General features: G+C 63.1%; 24 protein-coding genes. 11 read left to right on the forward strand and 13 right to left on the reverse strand.

Going from position 1 to position 20,672, the window contains the following annotated elements; all coding sequences use genetic code 11:
- Positions 1–191: 191 nt before the first annotated feature.
- The 5 genes from ACIPL0_RS16970 (at position 192) to ACIPL0_RS16990 (ending at position 6,133) form a co-directional block, all read left to right on the forward strand.
- The gene (locus ACIPL0_RS16970; protein ID WP_062384761.1) at positions 192–434 is read left to right on the forward strand and encodes an exodeoxyribonuclease VII small subunit; all 243 of its coding nucleotides are present in this window, start codon (positions 192–194) and stop codon (positions 432–434) included.
- Positions 431–1,318, forward strand: a complete 888-nt coding sequence (gene ispA, locus ACIPL0_RS16975) for a (2E,6E)-farnesyl diphosphate synthase (RefSeq protein WP_400597469.1) — start codon at positions 431–433, stop codon at positions 1,316–1,318. Before ACIPL0_RS16970 ends, ispA begins: the two co-directional genes overlap by 4 nt.
- A gap of 215 nt (positions 1,319–1,533) precedes the next feature.
- Positions 1,534–3,426, forward strand: a complete 1,893-nt coding sequence (dxs, locus tag ACIPL0_RS16980) for a 1-deoxy-D-xylulose-5-phosphate synthase (protein WP_400597468.1) — start codon at positions 1,534–1,536, stop codon at positions 3,424–3,426.
- A 123-nt stretch (positions 3,427–3,549) separates the two neighbouring features.
- Entirely contained in the window at positions 3,550–5,433 is a 1,884-nt protein-coding gene (locus ACIPL0_RS16985) for a TonB-dependent receptor domain-containing protein (RefSeq protein ID WP_400597467.1), read from the forward strand.
- Between the two features lie 340 nt (positions 5,434–5,773).
- Positions 5,774–6,133 (forward strand): hypothetical protein, encoded by a 360-nt coding sequence (locus tag ACIPL0_RS16990; RefSeq protein WP_400597466.1) that lies wholly within the window; start codon positions 5,774–5,776, stop codon positions 6,131–6,133.
- Positions 6,134–6,143: 10 nt separating this feature from the next.
- Here ACIPL0_RS16990 and ACIPL0_RS16995 read toward each other — a convergent pair whose 3' ends face one another.
- From ACIPL0_RS16995 to nrdR, 12 genes are all read right to left on the reverse strand, one after another.
- Entirely contained in the window at positions 6,144–6,962 is an 819-nt protein-coding gene (locus ACIPL0_RS16995; protein WP_400597465.1) for a cobalamin-binding protein, read from the reverse strand.
- Complete coding sequence (locus ACIPL0_RS17000) at positions 6,962–7,384, reverse strand: MFS transporter (protein WP_400597464.1); 423 nt, start codon at positions 7,382–7,384, stop codon at positions 6,962–6,964. The genes ACIPL0_RS16995 and ACIPL0_RS17000 overlap by 1 nt, the downstream gene beginning before the upstream one ends.
- Complete coding sequence (gene ribA / locus ACIPL0_RS17005) at positions 7,381–7,998, reverse strand: GTP cyclohydrolase II (protein WP_274135997.1); 618 nt, start codon at positions 7,996–7,998, stop codon at positions 7,381–7,383. Before ribA ends, ACIPL0_RS17000 begins: the two co-directional genes overlap by 4 nt.
- A gap of 111 nt (positions 7,999–8,109) precedes the next feature.
- The gene (locus tag ACIPL0_RS17010; protein WP_400597463.1) at positions 8,110–8,901 is read right to left on the reverse strand and encodes a substrate-binding periplasmic protein; all 792 of its coding nucleotides are present in this window, start codon (positions 8,899–8,901) and stop codon (positions 8,110–8,112) included.
- A gap of 10 nt (positions 8,902–8,911) precedes the next feature.
- On the reverse strand, positions 8,912–9,421 hold the full coding sequence (locus ACIPL0_RS17015) for a phosphatidylglycerophosphatase A (protein ID WP_400597462.1): 510 nt from the start codon (positions 9,419–9,421) through the stop codon (positions 8,912–8,914).
- Entirely contained in the window at positions 9,418–10,383 is a 966-nt protein-coding gene (thiL, locus tag ACIPL0_RS17020; protein WP_400597461.1) for a thiamine-phosphate kinase, read from the reverse strand. The genes ACIPL0_RS17015 and thiL overlap by 4 nt, the downstream gene beginning before the upstream one ends.
- A 38-nt stretch (positions 10,384–10,421) precedes the next feature.
- The gene (gene nusB, locus ACIPL0_RS17025) at positions 10,422–10,922 is read right to left on the reverse strand and encodes a transcription antitermination factor NusB (protein ID WP_400597460.1); all 501 of its coding nucleotides are present in this window, start codon (positions 10,920–10,922) and stop codon (positions 10,422–10,424) included.
- Positions 10,919–11,395 carry a 6,7-dimethyl-8-ribityllumazine synthase gene (ribE, locus tag ACIPL0_RS17030; RefSeq protein ID WP_108239524.1) on the reverse strand — a complete coding sequence of 159 codons (477 nt, stop codon included), beginning with the start codon at positions 11,393–11,395 and terminating at the stop codon, positions 10,919–10,921. The genes nusB and ribE overlap by 4 nt, the downstream gene beginning before the upstream one ends.
- 133 nt (positions 11,396–11,528) lie before the next feature.
- A complete protein-coding gene (ribBA, locus tag ACIPL0_RS17035) occupies positions 11,529–12,620 on the reverse strand; it encodes a bifunctional 3,4-dihydroxy-2-butanone-4-phosphate synthase/GTP cyclohydrolase II (RefSeq protein WP_400597458.1) in 1,092 nt (363 codons plus the stop codon).
- A 16-nt stretch (positions 12,621–12,636) separates the two neighbouring features.
- Positions 12,637–13,308 carry a riboflavin synthase gene (locus ACIPL0_RS17040; protein ID WP_400597457.1) on the reverse strand — a complete coding sequence of 224 codons (672 nt, stop codon included), beginning with the start codon at positions 13,306–13,308 and terminating at the stop codon, positions 12,637–12,639.
- Positions 13,309–13,354: 46 nt separating this feature from the next.
- The gene (gene ribD / locus ACIPL0_RS17045; RefSeq protein WP_400597456.1) at positions 13,355–14,494 is read right to left on the reverse strand and encodes a bifunctional diaminohydroxyphosphoribosylaminopyrimidine deaminase/5-amino-6-(5-phosphoribosylamino)uracil reductase RibD; all 1,140 of its coding nucleotides are present in this window, start codon (positions 14,492–14,494) and stop codon (positions 13,355–13,357) included.
- A 2-nt stretch (positions 14,495–14,496) separates the two neighbouring features.
- A complete protein-coding gene (nrdR, locus tag ACIPL0_RS17050) occupies positions 14,497–14,961 on the reverse strand; it encodes a transcriptional regulator NrdR (RefSeq protein WP_167362104.1) in 465 nt (154 codons plus the stop codon).
- A gap of 175 nt (positions 14,962–15,136) precedes the next feature.
- On the opposite strand from nrdR, the gene ACIPL0_RS17055 reads away from it, so the two are divergent.
- The 3 genes from ACIPL0_RS17055 (at position 15,137) to trxA (ending at position 17,293) form a co-directional block, all read left to right on the forward strand.
- On the forward strand, positions 15,137–15,589 hold the full coding sequence (locus ACIPL0_RS17055; protein WP_400597454.1) for a YbaY family lipoprotein: 453 nt from the start codon (positions 15,137–15,139) through the stop codon (positions 15,587–15,589).
- Positions 15,586–16,239, forward strand: a complete 654-nt coding sequence (locus tag ACIPL0_RS17060) for a class I SAM-dependent methyltransferase (RefSeq protein WP_400597453.1) — start codon at positions 15,586–15,588, stop codon at positions 16,237–16,239. Before ACIPL0_RS17055 ends, ACIPL0_RS17060 begins: the two co-directional genes overlap by 4 nt.
- A 181-nt stretch (positions 16,240–16,420) precedes the next feature.
- Positions 16,421–17,293, forward strand: coding sequence for a thioredoxin (trxA, locus tag ACIPL0_RS17065; protein ID WP_400597452.1), 873 nt, complete (start codon positions 16,421–16,423; stop codon positions 17,291–17,293).
- 168 nt (positions 17,294–17,461) lie between these two features.
- On the opposite strand, the gene ACIPL0_RS17070 is transcribed toward trxA, so the two are convergent.
- The gene (locus ACIPL0_RS17070) at positions 17,462–17,803 is read right to left on the reverse strand and encodes a hypothetical protein (protein ID WP_400597450.1); all 342 of its coding nucleotides are present in this window, start codon (positions 17,801–17,803) and stop codon (positions 17,462–17,464) included.
- Positions 17,804–18,128: 325 nt separating this feature from the next.
- On the opposite strand from ACIPL0_RS17070, the gene ACIPL0_RS17075 reads away from it, so the two are divergent.
- The 3 genes from ACIPL0_RS17075 to ACIPL0_RS17085 are packed head-to-tail and all read left to right on the forward strand — an operon-like array spanning position 18,129 to position 20,666.
- Complete coding sequence (locus ACIPL0_RS17075) at positions 18,129–18,689, forward strand: DUF2796 domain-containing protein (RefSeq protein WP_400731557.1); 561 nt, start codon at positions 18,129–18,131, stop codon at positions 18,687–18,689.
- On the forward strand, positions 18,689–19,399 hold the full coding sequence (locus ACIPL0_RS17080) for an ABC transporter ATP-binding protein (protein WP_400597447.1): 711 nt from the start codon (positions 18,689–18,691) through the stop codon (positions 19,397–19,399). Before ACIPL0_RS17075 ends, ACIPL0_RS17080 begins: the two co-directional genes overlap by 1 nt.
- A 1-nt stretch (position 19,400) precedes the next feature.
- On the forward strand, positions 19,401–20,666 hold the full coding sequence (locus ACIPL0_RS17085) for an ABC transporter permease (RefSeq protein ID WP_400597446.1): 1,266 nt from the start codon (positions 19,401–19,403) through the stop codon (positions 20,664–20,666).
- The last annotated feature ends 6 nt before the right edge of the window (positions 20,667–20,672 follow it).

Here is a 20,672-nt window from a genome sequence, read left to right on the forward strand (position 1 = left end):
GCTCGCGATGGCTGAGTGTCAGACATCCACGCGGCGACTGAATGGCCGCTATCGCGAGCAAGCTCACTCCTACAGGTTGCGTGGGGCACGCCAGACCAACGGAATACCTGCCCGTCCAACACCTCTCATTTGCCCCAAACCCCTCGCTCTGCTAGTGTCGCGCCGGTTTAACGTCTACCGGGATAGCCGCCATGGCCCGCAAGAAAGCTGCACTGGATTTCGAACAGTCCCTCACCGATCTGCAAACGCTGGTCGAGCGTCTGGAGAACGGCGAGCTGTCGCTGGAGGATTCGTTGACCGCCTTTGAGCAGGGCATCCGCCTGACCCGCGAATGCCAGAGCGCACTGGCCCAGGCCGAGCAGAAGGTGCAGGTGCTGCTGGAGCGCGATGGCGAACTGGCCGAGGAACCCTTCGATGCGGAACAGCCGGAATGATCGCTGAATATCAGGCCCTCAGTCAGGCTCGCGTCAATGCGGCGCTGGACAGCCTGTTCGAAGCACCCGCCCCTGAACTGACCCGTCTTTATGAAGCCATGCGCTACAGCGTCACCAATGGTGGCAAGCGCGTGCGCCCGCTGTTGGTCTACGCCGCCTGCGAAGCCCTCGGCGGCAATGCCGAGCAGGCCAATGGCGCGGCCTGTGCGGTGGAGTTGATCCACGCTTACTCGCTGGTCCACGACGATTTGCCGGCCATGGACGACGACGATCTGCGTCGCGGCCTGCCGACCACCCATAAAGCCTTCGACGAAGCCTGCGCGATCCTCGCCGGTGACGGCCTGCAGAGTCTGGCCTTCAGCGTGCTGATGGACGGCAAGCTGACCTCGCAGGACGCCGACACCCGCCTGAAAATGGTCGCCACCCTCGCCCACGCCGCCGGTCCTGCCGGAATGGTCGGCGGCCAGGCCATCGACCTGGGCTCGGTGGGTCTCAAGCTCGACCAGACTGCGCTGGAATTCATGCACCGGCACAAGACCGGCGCGCTGATCGAAGCCAGCGTCAGGCTCGGCGCCCTGGCCAGCGGCAACGCCAACCAGGTGCGTCTCGATGCATTGCAGATCTACGCCCGCGCCATCGGCCTGGCATTTCAGGTGCAGGACGACATTCTCGACGTCGAAAGCGATACCGCGACCCTGGGCAAACGCCAGGGCGCCGACATCGCCCGCGACAAGCCGACCTACCCGGCGCTGCTGGGGCTGGACGAAGCCAAGCGTTACGCGCTGGAGCTGCGCGATCAGGCGCTGGTCGCCCTGCGGCCTTTCGACGCGGCGGCCGAGCCGTTGCGTGCGCTGGCACGGTATATCGTCGAACGCCGCCACTGATCCACTTTTCCTCTGTAGGAGCGCGCTTGCCCGCGATTGCGTTTAGTCAGTCCAGGCAAGTGGTGCAGGCCGACAACAATCGCGGGCAAGCGCGCTCCTACAAGAGAATGAGCCCGTCGACCCGCCCCTCCTGAACACCGCATTGCTGTCCCGCGTGGGCAGCGTGCGATGCATCAGGTAAACTGCCGCGTCTTTTACTCATAACGATTCGCCTGATGCCCACGACGTTCAAAGAGATTCCCCGCGAGCGCCCGTCCACGCCCCTGCTCGACAAGGCAGCGACGCCGGACGGCCTGCGCCGGTTAGGTGACGCCGAGCTCGAAGCCCTGGCTGACGAACTGCGCCTGGAGCTGCTCTATACCGTTGGCCAGACCGGCGGACATTTCGGTGCCGGCCTCGGCGTCATCGAACTGACCGTGGCCCTGCATTACGTCTTCGATACTCCCGATGACCGGCTGGTCTGGGACGTCGGACATCAGGCGTATCCGCACAAGATCCTCACCGGTCGTCGCCAGCAGATGTCCACCCTGCGCCAGAAAGGCGGCGTGGCGGCGTTTCCACGGCGCAGCGAGAGCGAGTACGACACCTTTGGCGTCGGCCACTCCAGCACCTCGATCAGCGCCGCGCTGGGCATGGCCGTCGCCAACCGTCTGCAAGGCAACGACCGCAAGGCCATTGCCGTGATCGGTGACGGTGCGCTGACTGCCGGCATGGCTTTCGAGGCGTTGAACCACGCGCCGGAAGTCAACGCCGACATGCTGGTGATTCTCAACGACAACGACATGTCGATCTCGCGCAACGTCGGCGGCCTGTCCAACTATCTGGCCAAGATTCTCTCCAGCCGCACCTACGCGAGCATGCGCGAAGGCAGCAAGAAGGTGCTGTCGCGCCTGCCCGGAGCCTGGGAAATCGCCCGTCGCACCGAGGAATACGCCAAGGGCATGCTGGTTCCCGGCACCCTGTTCGAAGAACTGGGCTGGAACTACATCGGCCCGATCGACGGCCACGACCTGCCGACCCTGGTCGCCACCCTGCGCAACATGCGTGACCTCAAGGGCCCGCAGTTCCTGCACGTGGTGACGAAAAAGGGCAAAGGCTTCGCCCCGGCGGAAGTCGACCCGATCGGCTACCACGCGATCACCAAGCTCGACCCGGTGAACGCCCCTGCGGCTGCACCGAAAAAAGCCGGCGGGCCGAAGTATTCCGCCGTGTTCGGCCAGTGGCTGTGCGACATGGCCGCCGCCGACGAGCGTTTGCTCGGCATCACCCCGGCGATGAAAGAAGGTTCGGATCTGGTGGCGTTCAGCGAGCGTTACCCGGAGCGCTATTTCGACGTTGCCATCGCTGAACAGCACGCCGTGACCCTCGCCGCCGGCATGGCCTGCGAAGGCGCCAAGCCGGTGGTCGCGATCTACTCGACCTTCCTGCAGCGCGGCTACGACCAACTGATTCACGACGTTGCGGTGCAGAACCTCGACGTACTGTTCGCCATCGACCGCGCCGGTCTGGTCGGCGAAGACGGCCCGACCCACGCGGGCAGCTTCGACCTGTCGTACCTGCGCTGCATCCCCGGCATGCTGGTGATGACGCCGAGCGACGAGAACGAGCTGCGCAAGATGCTCACCACCGGCCACCTGTTCAACGGCCCCGCGGCCGTACGTTACCCGCGCGGTACCGGCCCGAACGCGGTGATCGATAACGACCTGCAACCGCTGGAAATCGGCAAGGGCATCGTTCGTCGTCAAGGCAGCAAGGTGGCGATGCTGGTGTTCGGCGTGCAACTGGCCGATGCGCTGAAAGTCGCTGAAACCCTCGACGCCACCGTGGTCGACATGCGCTTCGTCAAACCGCTGGACGACGAACTGGTGCGCGAAATGGCCGCCAGCCACGACCTGCTGGTGACCATCGAAGAAAACGCCATCATGGGCGGCGCCGGTGCAGCGGTCAGTGAATTCCTGGCTCGGGAAAACATTCTCAAGTCGGTGCTGCACCTGGGCCTGCCGGACAGCTACGTCGAACACGCCAAGCCGGCGCAGATGCTGGCCGAATGCGGACTGGATGCAGACGGAATCGAAGCGTCGATCCGTGAGCGTCTGAAAATCATCTAAGCCTTGCCCCTGTAGGAGTGAGCTTGCTCGCGATTGCTGAGTGTCAGACACCAAACGGTGGACTGTCAGGACGCTGATCGCGAGCAAGCTCACTCCTACAAGTTTGCGACTCCCCGGAACATCATGACGCTTTCTCGCCTCGCCCTGACCCTTTCTCTGCTCCCCGCCACCCAAGCCCTCGCCGACCTGCCTGACCGCGAAAGCGCGCTGAAACTGCCGGACGTGCTGATCAGCGCCAACCGTCAGGTCGAGCAGCGGGACGACAGCACGGCCGCCAACACCGTGTTCACCCGCGACGACATCGAGCGCCTGCAACCGACCAGCGTCACCGACCTGCTCAACCGCGTGCCCGGTGTCCAGGTGGCGCCCAGCGGTGGTCGTGGCAGCCTGCCTGGGATCTACATTCGCGGGACCAAGGCAGCGCAGAGCCTGGTGCTGGTCGACGGCCAACGCATCGCCAACGCCACGTCTGCCGACAGCGCGCTGCAGTACCTCAATGTCGAGCAGATCGAGCGCGTGGAAGTGCTGCGCGGCGCGCGTTCGGTGGTCTATGGCGCGGATGCCATCGGTGGGGTGATTCAGATCTTCACCCGGCGCGGAGCCGAACAGGGTTTACAAGCGCGCCTGCACAGCGGCTTTGGCAATCGCGACACCTGGCAACACAGCCTGGGATTGTCTGGCGGCGATCAGCAGACCCGCTTCAATCTGGGCACCAGCCTCGACGAAACCGCCGGCATCGACCGCACCGGGCCGTCCTTTGCCAGCGATGCCGACCACGACGCCTACCGCAACAAATCGCTGAGCCTGAACCTCAGCCACCGCCTGAACGATGACGTGGAAATCGGCTTCAACGCTCTGGATAACCGTGGCAAGACCGAATTCGACAACCCGTTCGGCCTGTTCGACCCGGTCACCTTCAACAGTGTCGGCCAGCAGCAATACAGCGATTTCGAGCTGAGCAGCCTGGGCACGTATCTCGACGCACGGATCAATCAGCGCTGGAAAGCCCGGCTGGAACTGGGCCACAGCGAAAACCGCGAGAAGACCTTCGACAAGCTCAGCAGCGACCGCTACGTGTTCAACACCTACCGCGATTCGCTCAACTGGCAGAACGACCTGACCCTCGACGAGCGCAACAGCCTGATGCTGGGGCTGGACAGCTACGAGGACCGGGTCAACAGCAGCACGCCGTTCGACGAGGACAGCCGCTGGAACCGCGCCGCGTTCATCCAGCATCGCTACAAGGGCGACGGTTTCTCCACCGAAATCGGTCTGCGCCACGACCGCAACCAGCAGTTCGGCAGCGAAAACACCTGGAGCGGTAGCCTGACCGTGCCGCTCAACGACAGCAACGATGTGCTGCTGTCCTACAGCGAAGGCTTCCGCGCCCCGACGTTCAACGACCTGTATTACCCCGGCTTCAGCAACCCGAATCTCAAGCCCGAGCACTCGAAAAGCTACGAACTGCAATGGCGCAGCCGCCTGAGCGACACCAGCAAACTGGAAGCCTCGCTGTACCGCACCGATCTGAAAGACGCGATTGCCCTGGACAGCGACTTCCGCCCGCAGAACATCAGCGCAGCACGCATCAACGGTTTCGAGGCCTCGCTGGAACAGCAACTGTTCGGCTGGACCGGCAAACTCGGCGCCTCGATCATCGACCCGCGCGACCGCGACACCGGCCACACCCTCAACCGCCGCGCACGGCGCACGGTCAACCTCGACCTGGATCGCCAGTTTGACCGCCTCGGCCTCGGCGCCAGCTGGCAAGCCGTCAGCGACAGCTACAACGACGAAGCCAACACCCAGCACATCGGCGGCTATGCGCTGTTCGGCCTGCGCAGCAGTTGGAAAGCCAGCGACGAAGTGAAGCTGGAATTCAAACTGGATAACGCCCTGGACAAACGCTACAGCCGCACGCTGTACAGCTTTGATGGCAGCAACTACGGCTACCGCGAAGAGGGCCGGACGTGGATGTTCGGGGTGACGTGGACCCCGGAGCTTTGATGGGCGGAATGTAAAAGCGTGATTCGATTTGTGATGGGATGCTTCGGCGCTTTCAGAAGGAGCGTTTCCATTGCCTATAAATTCTATCCGCCTGCACTTGGTACCCACTTCAGGGCCTCACGCTCCAAACAACGGAACTAGCAGTCCCAGCACACTGCGACAGCACGTATTATCGGCTACCAACGGCCCGGGTACCACTTCGCTCTCCCGCCCTGCCCAAAACCCTGCGATCCCGCAAAATAGCTCAGCGGCCGTTACCGAGTTGGCCTGCCACCGTAAGCTGAAGTGCATATACGCATTCACGAAATCACGCATTACTTTCCCAAAGAATGCCGATGATATGCGACTGTACCAAGCCATAGATTGTGAAGATGCGGACACGATAAACGGCCTTGGCAAGAAGTCCAGAGAGTTAGAAGTGCGAGGCGCTGCATATCTCGCGACTCGAACTCATATAAAAAACAACATCAGCTCATCGATCCGTGATTTAACTGCAACATTCTCATATTTTGAAGGACTAGAAGACCCGATACCTTCTGCACTGGTGAAACTCGCTCTAAAACGCGAATCCTTCAAATACGCAAACCTGGCCCACAACACCGGCTCAACTGACACCGTTCTATTTAAGGAATCGCTGGCGGCGATAACCAAAATAGAAGTCGTCCTGGACCGGCTCTCATGCGCGAGAAACGCCTCTTGAGGAAGCTGGTTTAGCGGCTGGAATCCAGCCCTGCCGCCTTCTCAGACAACTCAGCGCACAGTTTTGCTACCGCCCCCAGCATCTGCCCACTGGCGCGCTCCAGGCCTTTGTCCGGGACCGCCAGCAGGTGTTTGTTGCTGACGGCCTTGAGTTGCGGCCAGGCGTTCCAGGCTGACAGCAGCGAAGGGCTGCTGGCCAGAATCAGGTCAGGGTCACGCTGCAATACGGCTTCCAGGCTGACCTGCGGAGCCGGCAGGGTCAGGTCGGCGAAGACGTTGCGGGCACCGCAAACGCTCAAGGCGTCGCTGATGATCTGCCCGCCGCCCACGGTGTACAGCGGCTTGTCCCACACCTGATAGAACACGCTCAGCGGCACGTCACGGTGATAGCGCTGGCGCAGTTGGGCCAGTTGCTGACGGAATTCGGCAGCAAATTGTCGACCACGCTCCCCCCGGCCCAGCCGTTCACCGATCTGTTCGATCTGCGCGGCCAGTTGATCCAGGGTGTGGGGTTCGGCGGTAAAGGTGGGGATGTGCAGACGTTGCAACTGATCGCGCTGGGCGGCACTGACACTGCCCGGCCACAGCAGCAACAGATCCGGCTGCAAACTGAGCAGGCGCTCCATCTGCAACTGGCCGTACTGGCCGACCGAAGGCAATGCCGCGAGGGTCGAGGGCCGTTCGCCGCCGTCGAGCACGCCGACCAGCACATCGGCGGCGTCCAGTTCCACGACGATTTCCGTCAGTGACGGTGCCAGGCTGACCACGCGCTCGACCGCGCCGACCGGCAAGGCCAGCAGCAACAGCAGACAGGTGATAAACCGGCGCATCAGGCCAGTTGGCGAGGAATGCGATAGAGGACCAGCAGCACCACACTGGAAAGTGCCAGCAACAACAGCGGTACGGCTTCCAGGTCGGCAAACACGGCCACCGCGGCAATCCATGCAGGCAGGCCGGCAGCGAGAAATGCCATGCGCCGGTCAGCCGCCAGACGCAACCAGGCGGCAGGCTCTTCAGGGGTATCCAGAGCCTTTTGCGTGGCAATCAGCGAACGCTTGTACACGCCGAACGGCTTGAGGCTGACGAACATCGACGCCACGCCGGCAATGAACAGCGGCATGGCGAATACCGACGGGCTGGCAGCCTCATCGCCGCCAAAGAACACGCAGACCACCAGCAACGGCGCCAGTGTCAGCATCAACTGCTGCCACCACGCCAGTGCCAGTCGGCGCCGCACGTTGCCCCGTGTCACGCCGGGTCGACCTCACTCTGGTGCTCGTTACCCATCATGTGCCCGAGCTTGCCGGCCTTGGTCGCCAGATACAGCTTGTTGTGCGGGTTGTGCCCGGTGTGCAGCGGCACGCGCTCGGCCACGTTGATGCCCATGTCGGTCAGCGCTTTGACCTTGCGCGGGTTGTTGGTCATCAGACGCAGGGACTTCACGCCCAGATGCTCCAGCATCGGCAGGCAGATCGCGTAATCACGCTGGTCGGCGGCAAAGCCCAGACGCTCGTTGGCTTCCACGGTGTCGGCACCGCCGTCCTGCAGCTCATAGGCGCGAATCTTGTTCATCAGGCCGATACCGCGACCTTCCTGGCGCAGGTACAGCAGCACACCGCGACCTTCGGCGGCGATGGCACGCAGAGCGGCTTCCAGCTGCGAACCGCAGTCGCAGCGCTGGCTGAACAGGGCGTCGCCGGTCAGGCATTCGGAGTGCACGCGACCGAGTACCGGAGCGCCATCCGACACATCACCCAGGCTGAGTACAACGTGTTCACGACCGGTTTCCTCTTCGAGGAAGCCGTTCATTTTGAAAGTGGCAAAAGGGGTAGGCAGCTTGGAAGCCGCGACAAATACGACGGGCACCGTGTGCTCCTGATCAGTATGAGGACTGGAAATTAGCAAGGCGGCATTGTAACAGTAGGTTCCGACTGACGCTTAGGCTGAATTTTCGGCCAGTCAGATCAGAAAGTTCGATCATTCCCTCACCCCCAACCGGCCGCGATCGTCGTCGGAGTCGAAGGGATAGGGCTGTTTCCAGCGAGCAAAAATCGCTTTCAGTTTGCCGGAACGCACCAGCAGCGCCATGCGTTCATCGAACAGCGCACGCAGGGCCCGGCCACGGTCGTTGTTGGAAAAGCTCAGGTACAACGGAATCGCTTTCAGCCAGGTCATGCGAAAACGCCCGGCATCTTCCGACTGGCCCAGAATGAAATCGATCTCCGGCTTGGCATCGATATACAGATCGGCGCGGCCGTATTCGAGCATCGACAGGATATGGTCGCGCCGGGCCACTTCCTTGAAGTGAACGGCGTTAGGCAGGTAATGCTGAAATTCGTAGCCGCGCACCCAGGCCAAGCGGAAGTTGCCCAGGGTCAGCAGGTTCGGGGTCGGCTTGGAGGTCAGGCCCAGGGCGTAGATTTCGTCGGTATCGTAATGCCATTTGGGATACAGCGTGCCCTCGACTTCATGCTCGTAGGCACCCACCCAGGCATCGGCCTCGCCACGCTGGACCAGACCGACCGCCCGCGTATAGGGCTCGATGCGGGTGATGACCCGAACGCCGGCCGGCTCGAAGATCTCGCGCATCAAGTCCCAACCCAGGCCCGTGCCGTCGGCTTCGGTGTAGGCATTCCACTGCTCGCTGACCAGCACGATGTCGCGGGGCTTGCCCGCAGGCGAGTCAGCCGAACCCGACGCCGCGGTCAGCACGAATACCGTCAGCAGTACCGACAGGGCAAGCCACCACTTCTTCCCTACACGGCCCATGCGTTGTGTCCTATAGAACGCCCCACACCCAGACTAGACCCTGCATCGCCAACCAGGCAAAAACACCGGCCAACACGTCGTCGAGCATGATGCCGACGCCGCCATGCACGTGCTTGTCGATCCAGTGGATCGGCCACGGCTTGAGAATGTCGAAAAAGCGGAACATCAGAAAGCCCATCAGCAGCCAGCCCCAGCCTTCGGGCACCAGCCACAGGGTGATCCACATGCCGACCATTTCGTCCCAGACGATGCCTTCGTGGTCATGCACGCGCAGATCGTCGGCCACTTTGCCGCACAGCCAGAAGCCGAACAGCATGGTGATGCCGAGCATCAGCCAGTAGCCCCAGTCCGGCAGCATCTGCCACAGCGGAATGAACGGCACGGCCACCATCGAGCCCCAGGTTCCGGGTGCCTTGGGCAACGTGCCGGAGCCGAAGCCAAAGGCGAGGAAATGCCAGGGATTGGTCCACACCGACGGCGGAACGTTTTCCGCCGGGACCTGATTAGGATGGTCTGTCACCGTGTCTCCCGAAAATGTTGATAGCCCCGCGTTTGCGGAGTGACATCCTGCCCCTGCTCGTCGATCAACGCCACGCCCTGCCCTTCGACCACCCGGCCGATCACCCGCACCGGCCAGCCCGCAGCCTGCAGCGCTGCCAGATGCGCAGGTGGCAAGGTGAACGCCAGCACGTAGTCATCGCCACCGGCCAGCGCCGCCTGCAACGCCTGTTCAGGGTCGAAAAACGCCTGCAGCGCCTCGGACATCGGCACGCGCTCGCGTTCGACCAGCAAGCGCACACCTGATGCCAGTGCGATATGCCCGCAATCGGCGAGCAGACCGTCGGAGATGTCCAGTGCGGAAGTCGCCTTGCCGCGCAACGCCTGGCCCAGCGCCAGTTGCGGCTGCGGTGACCAGTAGCGCGCCAACAGAGCCTGAGTGGTAGACGTCTGCTCGCTGCGCGGGTTCAACACCAATGGCAGCGCCCCGGCACCGTCGCCCAGCGGGCCGCCGACACACAGCAGATCGCCGGGACGCGCGCCGCTGCGGGTCAGGGCCTGGCCTGTAGGCACACGACCGAACACGGTCACGGTAATGCTCAACGGGCCACGGGTGGTGTCGCCACCGATCAGACGCAGCGCGCAGCCCTCGGCCATCTGGTTCAGGCCACGGGCGAACGCCTGCAGCCAGTCGGTGGAAACTTCCGGCAGGGTCAGGGCAAGGGTAAATGCAAGGGGGGCGGCGCCCATGGCCGCGAGATCGCTGGCCGAAACGCCAAGGGCACGCTGGCCCAGCAGGAAAGGATCGCAGACGTCGGGAAAATGCACCCCGGCGACCAGCGTGTCGGTGGAGATCGCCAGCTGTTCGCCAGCCGCCACCGACAACAGGGCGCAGTCGTCGCCGATCCCCAATGCCACACCTTCGCCGGGCTGCGCACAGGGCGCAGCGGCGAAGAAGTTGCGGATCAGCTCGAATTCGCCCATGGCGTGAAACACTCAGGTGTCGGGAAAACCCGACCGCCTCAGCGCTTGTTGGCCTTCACTTCGGCTTCGCGCAGACGCGGAGCCAGCTTGTCGAGCACGCCGTTGACGAACTTGTGGCCGTCGGTCGAGCCGTAGACTTTCGCCAGCTCGATACCTTCGTTGATCACCACGCGGTAAGGCACGTCGACGCGCTTGAGCAGCTCGTAGGTCGACAGACGCAGGATCGACAGCTCGACCGGGTCGAGTTCTTCCAGAGTCAGGTCCAGGCAAGGCTTGAGCGCGACATCGATCTCGGTCTTGCTGGTGGCCACACCGTGCAGCAGCTCGCGGAAGTACACGCCGTCAACATCGGTAAAGTCGTTGTCGACGCGGAACTGTGCTTCGATTTCGTTCAGCGAGTGACCTGCCATGTGCCACTGATACAGCGCCTGGGTCGCCAGCTTGCGGGCTGCACGACGCTTTTCGCTTTTCGATGGCTTGCCGGCGTCGGCCGGGCGAGGCTCACGCGGGTTGAACTGATCGCTTTCGTCGTTAATCACTTGGCCTCCAACTGCGCCAACAGGCTGACCATCTCAAGGGCGGACAGGGCAGCTTCGGCACCTTTGTTACCGGCCTTGGTGCCGGAACGTTCGATGGCTTGCTCGATGGAGTCGACGGTTAGCACGCCGAAGGCGACCGGTACGCCGAATTCCATGGAAACCTGAGCCAGGCCCTTGGTGCATTCACCGGCAACGTATTCGAAGTGTGGCGTACCACCACGGATCACGGCGCCCAGGGCGATGATCGCGGCGTATTCGCTGCGCTGGGCCACTTTCTGCACGACCAGAGGGATTTCGAATGCGCCCGGTGCGCGGATGATGGTGATGTCGCTTTCGCTCACGCCATGGCGAACCAGGGCATCAACGGCACCGCTCACCAGGCTTTCCACGACGAAGCTGTTGAAGCGGCCAACCACCAGGGCGTAGCGACCTTGTGGGGCGATGAAGGTACCTTCGATGGTCTTCAGGGTCATTCGGCTGAGTCTCATATAAAGAGCAAGCGCGCATCAGGCGCGCGCTTTCAGGGATTTTAGGCCACGAATCGGCGACCGCAGGGGCAAAAACGGTGAAAACCCGAAGCTTTCACCGCCCATGACCTGCCGGTCTTTATTCGGAGGGCACGTATTCTACAACTTCCAGATCGAAACCGGATATCGCGTTGAACTTCATTGGCGAACTCATCAGGCGCATTTTGCGTACACCCAGGTCGCGCAGGATCTGCGAGCCGGCACCGACGGTGCTGTAAGTGGTCGGCGTCTTGGCGGGCGCAGCGCCTGCGGTTTCCCGCACATGGGCCAGCACCGCTTCGCCATCCAGTGGATGACCGAGCAGCAGCACCACACCGCTGCCGGCCTCGGCCACCGCCGACATCGCGGCGCGCAGGCTCCAGCGGCCCGGTTGCTTGACCATCAGCAGGTCGCGCAGCGGGTCCATGTTGTGTACGCGAACCAGGGTCGGCTCTTCCGCGCAGATCTTGCCCAGAGTCAGCGCCAGGTGAACGTCGCCCTCGACCGAATCACGGTAGGTCACCAGGTTGAACTGGCCCAGTTCACTGTCCAGCGGCTGTTCGGCAATCCGCTGAACGGTACGTTCGTGGATCATGCGGTAGTGGATCAGGTCGGCGATGGTGCCGATCTTGATGTTGTGCTCGGCCGCGAACGCTTCCAGCTCGGCGCGACGGGACATGGTGCCGTCGTCGTTCATCACTTCGCAGATCACCCCGGTCGGCTCGAAACCGGCCATGCGCGCCAGGTCGCAGGCGGCTTCGGTGTGCCCGGCACGGGACAGCGTGCCGCCGGCCTGGGCCATCAGCGGGAAGATGTGGCCTGGGCTGACGATGTCTTCGGCCTTGGCGTCGCGCGCGGCAGCGGCCTGCACGGTGCGCGCACGATCAGCGGCGGAGATGCCGGTGGTGACGCCTTCGGCGGCTTCGATGGAGACGGTGAACTTGGTGCCGAAACCAGAACCGTTGCGCGGCGCCATCAGCGGCAGCTTCAGGGTCTCGCAGCGCTCGCGGGTCATTGGCATGCAGATCAGGCCACGGGCGTAGCGCGCCATGAAGTTGATGTGCTCGGCCTTGACGCACTCGGAGGCCATGATCAGATCGCCTTCGTTCTCGCGGTCTTCGTCATCCATGAGGATGACCATCTTGCCTTGGCGGATGTCTTCGACCAGTTCTTCGATGCTATTGAGCGCCACGCGGCACCCCCTTCATTCAGGATTTGAGGTAGCCGTTGGCGGCCAGAAAACTTTCGGTGATGGTGCCGCCCTGGGCCGGCGTCGGGTCGGCGGCCTTGTCGCCCAGCAGCAGACGCTCCAGGTAACGCGCCAGCAGATCGACCTCAAGGTTGATCTTACGGCCCGGACGGTAGTCGCCCATGATGGTCTCGGCCAGCGTGTGCGGGACGATGGTCAGTTCGAACTCGGCGCCGTTGACCGCGTTGACGGTCAGGCTGGTGCCGTCGACGGTGATCGAGCCCTTGTGCGAGATGTACTTGGCCAGCTCGCGCGGCGCGCGCATGCGGAACTGGATGGCGCGGGCGTTTTCTTCGCGAGACAGCACTTCGCCGACACCGTCGACGTGGCCGCTGACCAGATGGCCGCCCAGGCGGGTGGTCGGGGTCAGGGCTTTTTCCAGGTTGACCCGGCTGCCGGTTTTCAGGTCGACGAAAGCCGTAACGTCGAGGGTTTCGCGACTGACGTCGGCCCAGAAGCCGTCGCCTGGCAATTCAACGGCGGTCAAGCACACGCCGTTGACGGCGATGCTGTCGCCCAGTTTGACGTCGGAGAGGTCGAGTTTGCCGGTTTCCACATAAACGCGGACATCGCCGCCTTTTGGGGTCAGGGCGCGGATGCTGCCGATGGATTCGATGATGCCGGTAAACATGGGTCCTCCAGGAGAACAGGGCCAGCGTTAAGACGATGGCCGGGGATTATACGCTGGCGGCAGGAGCCGGTATTGCGATGACGCGCCAGTCATTTCCGATTGCGCGCATTTCGACGATTTTCAGCTCCAGCGCTTCGTTCATTTGCGCCAGCGGCAGGTCCAGCAACGGACGCGCCGAGGAACCCATGAACTTGCCGGCGATGAAAATCTGGAATTCATCGACCAAGCCGAGCCGGGTGAAAGCGCCGGCCAGTTTCGGCCCGGCTTCGACCAGCACGTCGTTGACGCCACGGGCGGCCAATTCCACCAGCAATTTACGCAGGTCGACGTGACCGCCGCTGCTGGCCAGCGCCAGCATTTCATGGCCGTCCTGCTGATAACGCTCGCGGGCCGATGCAGCAGCGCAGGTGGCGACCAGCGCACTGCCGGCCTTGAAGAACGGCGCATCGAGCGACACCCGCAAGCGCCCGTCGATCAGCACACGCAAGGGTGGACGGGTCATGGCCAGCGCGGTCAATTCGGCATTCAGGCCAAGCTCATCGGGGCGCACGGTCAGCCGCGCGTTGTCTGCCAGCACGGTATCGGCACCTGTCAGCACTACGCTCGATTGCGCGCGCAGCCGCTGCACCGCCGAACGCGCCTCGGGGCCGGTGATCCACTGGCTTTCGCCACTGGCCATCGCGGTGCGGCCATCAAGACTCATTGCCAGCTTGACCCGCACGTACGGCAGGCCGTGCTCCATGCGCTTCAGAAAACCTTTGTTGATCGCCCGAGCTTCGCCTTCCAGCACACCGCTCTGCACGGCGATCCCGGCACTCATCAGGCGCAGCAGCCCACGACCAGCGACATCGGGATTCGGGTCCTGCATCGCAGCGACCACCCGCCCGACACCGGCATTGACCAGCGCTTCGGCACACGGTGGCGTGCGTCCGTGGTGGCTGCAGGGTTCGAGGGTGACGTAGGCCGTGGCGCTTTTGGCCTTGTCACCGGCCTGGCGCAGCGCATGGACTTCGGCATGGGGCTCACCGGCGCGCACGTGCCAGCCTTCGCCGACGATTTCGCCGTCACGCACGATGACGCAACCAACCCGCGGGTTGGGGTGTGTCGAGTAGACACCGTTGCGCGCCAGTTCCAGCGCTCGCGCCATATAAAAGGCGTCGAGCACGCTTTGCTCAGTGGAGGACATGCTTACTCTTTAACCGGCTCGCGGGCCAGTCGGTCGATTTCTTCGCGGAATTCGTTGAGGTCCTGGAACCGTCGGTACACCGAAGCAAAGCGGATATAGGCGACTTCGTCGAGTTTCTGCAGCTCGGCCATCACCAGCTCGCCGACGATCAGCGACTTGACCTCGCGTTCGCCAGTCGCGCGCAGCTTGCTCTTGATGTGGGCCAGCGCGGCTTCCAGGCGCTCGACGCTGACCGGACGCTTTTCCAGCGCCCGCTGCATGCCGGCACGCAACTTTTCTTCGTCGAAGGGCTGGCGACTGCCGTCCTGCTTGATCAGCCGGGGCAGGACCAGTTCGGCGGTTTCAAAGGTGGTGAAACGCTCACCGCAGGCCACGCATTCGCGGCGACGGCGGACCTGATCGCCTTCGGCAACCAGACGGGAATCGATGACTTTGGTGTCGTTGGCACCGCAGAAGGGACAGTGCATGGTGGCAGGCAACAAAAAAAGGGAGGGCCATGGTAGCGCATCCCGCTGGCAAGACAAGTGCGCGGCTTTACGGTATATAGACGCGCATCTGCGCGGCGAAAGCCGCCATCCTCGGCGATACTGCGTGGTATCGCCTGTGTCGCGCCCGTATTTCGTTTTTTTGCCGGAGCTGTCCATGACGCTACGTCCGCTTGCCATCCTCAGCCTGGCCGGCCTGCTCGCCGCCTGCAGTACGCCCGAGCCGCCCAAACAGGCTGCACCGGCCAAACCTGCACCCAACGCAATCAAACTGCCGGAAAGCCCGGGGCCGCTGCCGGCCTATCAGCGTGAGATCAGCGGCCAGCTGCTGGGTGTGCCGGCCGGTGCAGAGGTCGAACTGGCGCTGCTGGTGATCGACGAGCGCAACCGCCCGCAAAAACTGCTGAGCAGTACCAAACTGACCGGCAATAACCAGTCGCTGCCCTTCCAGCTGCGGTTCAATCCGGAAGCCTTCCCGGTGGGCGCCCGCGTCGAGTTGCGTGGCCGCGCCAGCCAGTCCGGCCAGTTGATTCTGCATCTGCCGGCGGTATTGATCACCCAACCGGCCACCCAGTCGCTGGGCCAACTGCAATTCGTCACCGCACCATGACCCCACCGCAGCACCTGCAGGCGGCGTTGAGCGAATTGCTGGGCGATGCCCGGCTGGTTGCCGAAACGCTGCCGGGCACCGATCTCGGTTTGTGGCTGATCGACGCGGCGAATATGGACCGCGCCTTCAACGCGGAAGAAACCCGGCGCATTCTGGAAGAGCCGCCCTACTGGAGCTTCTGCTGGGCCAGCGGCCTGGCCTTGGCGCGTTTTCTCGCCGAGCAGCCGCATTGGGTCGAAGGCAAGCGCGTGCTGGATTTCGGCGCAGGTTCCGGTGTCGCCGGTATTGCCGCGAAGAAGGCTGGCGCCCTGGAAGTGGTGGCCTGCGATCTCGACCCGGTGGCCCTCGCCGCCTGCCGCGCCAACGCCGAACTCAATGATGTACAGCTGGGTTACTCGGCAGATTTCTTTGCCGAGCAGGACCGCTTCGATTTGATTCTGGTCGCCGACGTGCTCTACGACCGCGCCAACCTGCCGTTGCTCGATCACTTTCTCAGTCGCGGAAAACAGGCGTTGGTGGCGGATTCGCGGGTGAAGGATTTCCAGCACCCGGCCTATACCCGCCTCGGTATCCTCGACGCCCTGACCCTGCCGGACCTGGCCGAGCCGTGGGAGTTTCGCAAGGTGAGTCTGTATCACGCTGCCCGCTAGCGACACATCTTTGTAGGAGTGAGCTTGCTCGCGATCACGCCGGGGCAGACAGCATCCATTTCACAGAGATAACGCCATCGCGAGCAAGCTCACTCCTACAGGTTTGATGGCTTCACCTTTCAACAACACCCGGCCGCCCTTTATAGTTGCCGCCACTGAGCCTTTATTTTCGAGACTTGCGATGAGCCAGGACACGCCGTACATCTTCGATGCGACCACTGCCACTTTCGATCAGTTGGTCATCGAGAATTCGTTTCACAAACCCGTGCTGGTGGATTTCTGGGCGGACTGGTGCGCGCCGTGCAAGGTGCTGATGCCGCTGCTGCAGAAGATCGCCGAGGATTATCAGGGCGAACTGCTGCTGGCCAAGGTCGACTGCGATGCCGAGCAGGACATCGTCGGTCGTTTTGGCATTCGCAGCCTGCCGACCGTGGTGCTGTTCAAGGACGGCCAGCCGGTGGACGGTTTTGCCGGTGCGCAGCCCGAGTCGCAGATCCGCGCCCTGCTCGAACCCCATGTGCAGATGCCGCCACCGGCCGCCGCCGACCCGTTGCAGACCGCGCAGGCGATGTTCGCCGAGAGTCATTTCGCCGAAGCCGAAGCGGTGTTGCAGACCATCCTGACCGAAGACAACACCAACGCCGCCGCGCTGATTCTGTACGCGCGCTGCCTGGCTGAACGCGGAGAGCTGAACGAAGCGCGCACCGTGCTCGACGCGGTCAAGGGCGACGAGCACAAGGCGGCGCTGGCCGGTGCCAAGGCGCAACTGACCTTTCTCGCTCAGGCGGCAGCACTGCCGGATGTCGCGGACCTGAAGACGCGTCTGGCGCAAAACCCGCAGGACGATGAAGCGGCGTATCAACTGGCGATTCAGCAACTGTCCCGCCAGCAATACGAAGCGGCGCTGGACGGCCTGCTCAAGCTGTTCACCCGCAACCGCAGCTATAACGAAGGCCAGCCGCACAAAACGTTGTTGCAGGTGTTCGATCTGCTGGGCAATGACCACCCACTGGTCACCACCTACCGCCGCAAGCTGTTTGCTGCGTTGTATTGATTCGAATTGGACAGGCCGGCTTTGTTGTAGGAGCTGGCTTGTCCTGCGACCGGCGACGGAGTCGTCGTAATCCTGAGAATGCGTTCTCGCTGACACAACGCGTTTGCCGGTCTTACGACTGCTTCGCAGCCGCTCGCAGGGCAAGCCAGCTCCTACAAAGATCGCGCGCTACTCCACCCAGTGATACACCGGCGCATCGCCATGGCTTTCGACTTTGACGTTGGCACTGTGGCGCATGCGCACCATCAGGCGCTTGCCCGCAGCAGTGCTGCCGGCCAGACCTTCCAGTTGCCCGAGCAGATCCGGCCCGCTCATGTGCCCGGCCTTGCGCAACAGGTCCTGAGCAATATCCCACGCCGCATCGTTGCGCGGCGCCGCAGGCTTTGCCACCACATCGGCCGCCGGCTTGCTCACCTCGAACTGCGCACCCAGACGGGCCCAGTCGCTTTCGTCCATTTCCACAGTCAGATCCACCGGCAGGTCACCGACGGTTCCACGAATTCGCAACATGATGTGTGTCCTCTGTTTGGCTGCGGGGGATGGTCCCACAGGATCCGGCAGGCTGCACGCGTCGCCCACCAGCCACCCAACCTGTAGGAGCTGGCTTGCCCTGCGACCTGCCGGGCACCGGCAGTAAACCCTGACGACTATGCAACCCTGACACACCGCACTGGCCGGATTTACGACGGGTTCCGTCGAGAGCGACCCCGGCGCGCTCGCAGGACAAGCCAGCCCCTACAAAAAGAACGCGGTGTAAAAATTTAAGAAACGCCACGAAACATTGTTATAAGATTACATAACAATTTTTACACCCTTTCCCCCGGAGCCCTTGCCCATGCGTCGTCTGTTCCTCGCCTTGCCCCTCGCGTTGCTGCCCCTGACATTCGCCCACGCCGCCGACGAACACGATCACGACCATGAACACGGTAGCCTCGGCGCCCACGTCCACGGTGTGGCACGACTGGATCTGGCGCTGGACGGCCGCACCCTGGAGCTGGAACTGGACACCCCGGCGATGAACATCGCCGGTTTCGAACACGCCGCCACCACTGACGCCGACAAGATGACCCTGGCCCTGGCCAAGGAAACCCTGCTCAAGCCCCATGGCCTGTTCAACATCCCGGAAGCCGCACAGTGCAGCGTGGTCAAGGCGCGCGTGGAAAGCCCGCTATACGGCGACAAGGATGAAGACGGCGACGCCCATGAGCACGAACACAGCGAAATCCATGGCCACTACCAGTTCACCTGCGGCGTGCCGGCCGTGCTCAACAAGCTGGACCTGACGCAGCTGTTCAAGAGCTTCCCGGCCACCCAGACCATCCAGGTGCAACTGGTGACGCCGAAACGGCAGATGGGCGCGGAAGTGCGTCCGAGCAATCCGGTGGTCAAGTTCTGATGACCCAGGCGCTCATCGAGCTGTCCGGCCTGGGCTTTGCCTGGCCCGGACACCCGCCGCTGCTGGATATCCCGCAATTTCGTCTGGAGGCCGGAGAGACGCTGTTTCTCAAAGGCCCCAGCGGCAGCGGCAAAACCACCCTGCTCGGCCTGCTCGGCGGCGTGCAGAAGCCGGACAGCGGCAGCATCCGCCTGCTCGGCCAGGAGCTGACGCAACTGTCGTCCAGCGCCCGCGACCGCTTTCGCGTCGATCACACCGGCTACATCTTTCAGCAGTTCAACCTGCTGCCGTTTCTGTCGGTGCGTGAAAACGTCGAGCTGCCCTGCCACTTCTCGAAATTGCGTGCGCAACGGGCCACCCAGCGTCACGGCAGCGTCGAACAGGCCGCCACCACGCTGCTGGCCCACTTGGGCCTGAAAGATCCGCAGATGCTCGGGCGTCGTGCCGATTCGCTGTCCATCGGCCAGCAACAACGGGTCGCCGCCGCCCGCGCCCTGATCGGCCAGCCGGAACTGGTGATCGCCGACGAGCCAACCTCGGCGCTGGATGCCGATGCCCGCGAGGCCTTCATTCAATTGCTGTTCGCCGAATGCCGCGAGGCCGGCGCCAGCCTGTTGTTCGTCAGCCATGACCAGAGCCTCGCGCCGCTGTTCGACCGTCACCTGTCGCTGGCCGAACTCAATCGCGCCGCCGCCGCTCCCGAGGTTTGAGATGTATCTTCTTCGTCTGGCGCTGGCCAGTCTTGCCAACCGCCGTTTCACGGCCTTTCTCACCGCTTTCGCCATCGCCCTGTCAGTCTGCCTGCTGCTGGCCGTAGAGCGCGTGCGTACCGAAGCCCGCGCCAGCTTCGCCAGCACCATCAGCGGCACCGACCTGATCGTCGGCGCACGCTCTGGCTCGGTCAATCTGCTGCTGTATTCGGTATTCCGCATCGGCAACGCCACCAACAACATCCGCTGGGACAGCTTCGAACATTTCGCCAACAGCAAGCAGGTGAAATGGGCGATTCCGATTTCCCTCGGCGACAGCCATCGCGGCTATCGGGTGATGGGCACCAGCGAGGCGTATTTCGAGCATTACCAATACGGTCGCCAGCAGCATCTGGAACTGGCCGACGGCCGCCCGTTCGCCACCGATCCGTTCGAAGTCGTGCTCGGCGCCGAAGTGGCCGATGCCCTGCACTACAAGCTCGGCGACAAGCTGGTGCTGGCCCACGGCGTGGCGACGGTGAGCCTGGTCAAGCATGACGACAAGCCGTTCACCGTGGTCGGCATTCTCAAGCGCACCGGCACGCCGGTGGACCGCACGCTGCACATCAGCCTCGGCGGCATGGAAGCGATTCACATCGACTGGCATAACGGCGTGCCCGCCCAAGGCGCCGGGCGCATCAGCGCCGATCAGGCGCGCAACATGGACCTCACGCCCACGGCTATCACCGCGTTCATGCTCGGCCTCAACAGCAAGATTTCCACCTTCGCCCTGCAACGGGAGATCAACGAATTCCGTGGCGAGCCGATGTTGGCAATCTTGCCCGGCGTGGCCTTGCAGGAGTTGTGGAGCCTGATGGGCACTGCCGAAAAGGCGCTGTTCGTGATTTCGCTGTTCGTGGTGCTGACCGGTCTGATCGGCATGCTCACGGCGATTCTCACCAGCCTCAACGAACGGCGCCGGGAAATGGCTATCCTGCGCTCGGTCGGAGCCCGCCCCTGGCATGTCGCCAGCCTGCTGATTCTGGAAGCGTTCGCCCTGGCGCTGGCCGGTGCGGTCAGCGGTCTGGCGCTGCTGTACATCGGCATCGCTGCGTCTCAGGGTTACGTGCAGGCCAATTACGGGCTGTACTTGCCGCTGTCGCTGCCAAGTTCGTATGAATGGACGCTGTTGGCCGGCATTCTGCTGGCGGCCCTGCTGATGGGCAGCGTGCCAGCCTGGCGCGCCTATCGCCAGTCACTGGCCGATGGCCTGTCGATTCGCTTGTGAGGATGT

Source organism: Pseudomonas sp. NPDC090208, assembly GCF_044746785.1.
Taxonomy (GTDB): Bacteria; Pseudomonadota; Gammaproteobacteria; order Pseudomonadales; family Pseudomonadaceae; genus Aquipseudomonas.